4 protein-coding genes are annotated in these 3408 nt (G+C 54.9%); all 4 read left to right on the forward strand.

Annotated features, from left to right (window positions below):
• On the forward strand, positions 1-510 hold a 510-nt coding region (locus NTW26_06800), incomplete at its 5' end, for an rRNA adenine dimethyltransferase family protein (protein ID MCX7021965.1).
• Positions 497-1282, forward strand: coding sequence for an NAD+ synthase (locus NTW26_06805; GenBank protein ID MCX7021966.1), 786 nt, complete (start codon positions 497-499; stop codon positions 1280-1282). The genes NTW26_06800 and NTW26_06805, both read left to right, overlap by 14 nt.
• A 175-nt stretch (positions 1283-1457) precedes the next feature.
• Positions 1458-2258, forward strand: coding sequence for a PEGA domain-containing protein (locus NTW26_06810; protein ID MCX7021967.1), 801 nt, complete (start codon positions 1458-1460; stop codon positions 2256-2258).
• A 524-nt stretch (positions 2259-2782) separates the two neighbouring features.
• Entirely contained in the window at positions 2783-3310 is a 528-nt protein-coding gene (locus NTW26_06815) for a hypothetical protein (protein MCX7021968.1), read from the forward strand.
• The last annotated feature ends 98 nt before the right edge of the window (positions 3311-3408 follow it).

Raw genomic sequence — 3408 nt, forward strand, 5'->3', positions numbered from 1 at the left:
TGGCTCGTGGGGAACATCCCCTACTCGGCCTCGTCCAAAATCGTCCAGCGGGCCACGGGTGAGCGCCGTTACGCCGCCGCCGTGCTCATGTTCCAGCGCGAGTTCGCCGCCCGGCTGACCGCCCGACCGGGCGATTCGGCCTACGGCTCGCTGTCGGCGTACGTCGCCTACCATTGGGAAACCGGGACAGCATTCAAGGTCAAGGCGGTGAGCTTCTCCCCCCAGCCCAGGGTGGATTCGGCGGTGGTCGTCTTCCGCAGGCGGGAGGTCCCGCCGGTGGAGGTGGACGACGAGGAGGCGTTCTTCAAGCTGGTCCGGACCGCCTTCGCCCGGCGCCGCAAGCAGCTCGGCAACGCCGGGGTCGAGGGGCTGAACATGACCCGGACCGAATGGCTGGAGGTCCTGGAGCGGGCCGACGTCGGCCGGAAGCGCCGGGCCCAGGAACTTTCTCTGGAGGATTTCGCCCGACTTTATAAAAACGTACGCGAGGTGGACGGTGGCACAGGATAGGCGTTTCGAGCGGGATTACGGGAAGCTGGCGGAGGACCTGGCCGGCTGGATCGCGGGGTACGTCCGGGGGGCGGGATTCTCCAAGGTGGTCCTCGGCGTTTCGGGCGGGGTGGATTCCGCCGCCAGCGCCGCCCTGGCCGCCAAGGCCCTCGGCGCAAAGAATGTCCACGCGCTCCTTCTCCCCCACGCCGAGAGCGACCCGGACTCCGAGACCGACGGCCGGCTGATCTGTAAACAGCTGAAAATAACGTCCGAGCGGGTGGACATCACCCCCTTCTGCGTGCCGCTTCTGGAAAAAATCCCGCCCGACGCCCGCGTCCGCCGGGGCAACGTCAAGGCCCGCGTGCGGATGATTCTCCTCTTCGACCGCTCCTCGGCGATTCCGGCCCTGGTCCTGGGAACCGGTAACAAGACCGAGGCGCTCTTGGGCTACACCACCCTCCACGGCGACGACGCCTGCGGCCTTAATCCTTTAGCCGAGCTCTACAAGACCGAGGTGTGGGAGATGGCGAAGACCCTCGGCCTGCCCGAAAAGGTAATCGTAAAAACGCCCTCCGCCGACCTCTGGCCCGCGCAGACCGACGAGGGTGAGCTGGGGATGCGCTACCACCAGGCGGACGAGGTCCTCTACGATTTCGCGGAACGGGGGATGGACCGGGATTTGTTGATCGCCGCGGGGCACGACCCCGCCGTGGTGGACCACCTGCTGGCGATAGTGAAGCGTTGCGCCTTTAAGTGCCGCGGCCCGGCCACCCCGCCGAAGTTTCGCTGAGGGGGCTGGGTATTTAGAAAAAAAACGTAAGCAACGTTGATTCCACTGGGTAATACACCATATCCAATTGATTTCTCCGGGCTTAAACCCGGTGATTTTTGTTGAAAATTTTCCTTGACAACAGGGGGGGGGTAAGCTGTATGCGTTAGTAGAATTTTGAGAGGTTTCAAAAATTATGAAAAAGATTCTTATTTTTTTAATACTCTGGCTTTATACTTATTCATCCTTGGCAAATTCACTGCCGACGATAGCGATTGTTGATATGGAACCAGTTGGCTGCGAAGATGCAATAGCAATTGCAGTTGGCGAGATCCTGCGAACAGAAATTATTAATACATACGCGTTCCAAGTGGTTGAAAGGGGCCAATTAAACAAGTTGCTCGAAGAGCATTCTCTTCAGCTAAGTGGTTTGATTGATGATGCAACTATTGCAAAGGCAGGGGCTATTATAGGGGTAGAGTATATCGGTGTTGGTAGTATTTCAAAAATCGGAAACACATATACCCTTTCCTTAAGAGTAATTAATGTATCCACTGGCTTAGCCATACTTGGTAAGACTGTAACGGTTACAAACCTGGATGAGCTCGCATCCAAATGCAAAGATATAGCATGGGATTTAACTGATAAGGAAAACACTCAAACACAGGGCAATCTTGATATCAATTCAACGCCTGCCGGTGCTTCAGTATACATCGATGGCGAATTGACTGGGAAAACACCATTATCGCTTACTTTAGAACCTGGAGAATACGTATTTCATTTAGTAAAAGATGGATTCTACGAAGAGACAAAGCAACTGTTGATAATGTCAGGCACTAATCAACCGTTAAAATTGACCCTGGTACCAATGGCTCAACAAATAGAAAAAAGAAATGAGGACTCAGGTACTATCTGGGTTATTTTGGGGATTGCCGCATTGGTTGGGCTCTCATTGTTATTAGCGAGCTCTCCAGCGCCTTCGGATACTGGATATTAAAACATAGAGGGGGAAAAATGATTCGCTTGCTGGGGGTTTCTTTGTTATGTGTGCTCAACGTGAGGGCATCTACGGTAAAAGTAGAAGGAGCAAATGTAGGTACAACACCGACTCGAGTTCGGGTAGATGCTGTTGAAGCGCCTACTGTGATTACTGTCGCGGCGGAGGGATATCAACCGGGGTCAAAACAGATTGACCGGTATCTAAATGGGTGGTTTTGGGGGAATATACTGTTAGGCGGGATTCCTGGTATGTTAATCGACTGGATAGGTGGGGGTATGTGGTCTATAGACGGGGATACACTAAAGTTCGAGTTAAAGGCTTACTAACTCATTTTTCACCACTAAGACCCGCTGTCTGGCCCTGGGCCGGTAGCGGGTTTTTCCTATCAACGAAACCGTCCACCGGAGTATAGAGCAGAACATGAACGGGAAGACAAATGAAACCCAGATAGATTGTCGCCGAAGTTATTCGACCTCATCCCCCCCGTCAGCTAATCCTGTCCAACTAAAAAGGAGGATATCATGAAACCGATCATCAACGTAGTCCTTGTTACTTTCTGCACTGTCGTCCTTATCGCCTCTGTCGCCACATGCGACCCCGGCTACGAACGTCTCAAAGCCGCCCACGCCTGGTTCACCACCACCAAAGCCCTCAACGACGAATGCGACGCCACCCTCTCAACCCTCGGCACCTACGGGCCTTCCGACGCCTTAATCGCCGCCAACGCTGCCTGCAGGGCCGCCTACTCCACCTGCGTCGTCACCCTTGCTGCTGTTGATTCCGCCCAAACCGCCGCCGAAAAAATCACAGCCGATTGGACAGCCTACAGTTTCAACTATGCTTTAACATTCATGATCTCCAAGCCTTCCGGCACCTACAAGGCATATCTTGACGCCGAAAAGGAAAGGGTAGACGATATCTACAGAGTCACCCAAGATGCCGCCTATGCCACCCGCGACGACGCCCTCGACGCCGCTGAAGCCGCCATTGACGACTACAAGGCCGCCCAGGCCGCCTACAGCGCCGCTCTCGCCGCCGCAGCGAAATAGGTCTTGGGCGCCAATATTGCACTCATGAAGACTTTTGCCGCTGACGCGGCGGTTCTGGTATCATTCCGGGGTACGAACACCCAAGGGGTCCCATGCTC

This window comes from bacterium, from assembly GCA_026398675.1.
GTDB lineage: Bacteria > RBG-13-66-14 > RBG-13-66-14 > RBG-13-66-14 > RBG-13-66-14 > RBG-13-66-14.

Excerpts from the sequence above, each read along its gene's own strand:
- NTW26_06810 (MCX7021967.1), top strand. The coding sequence starts at position 1,458 with ATGAAAAAGATTCTTATTTTTTTAATACTCTGGCTTTATACTTATTCA.
- NTW26_06815 (MCX7021968.1), top strand. The coding sequence starts at position 2,783 with ATGAAACCGATCATCAACGTAGTCCTTGTTACTTTCTGCACTGTCGTC.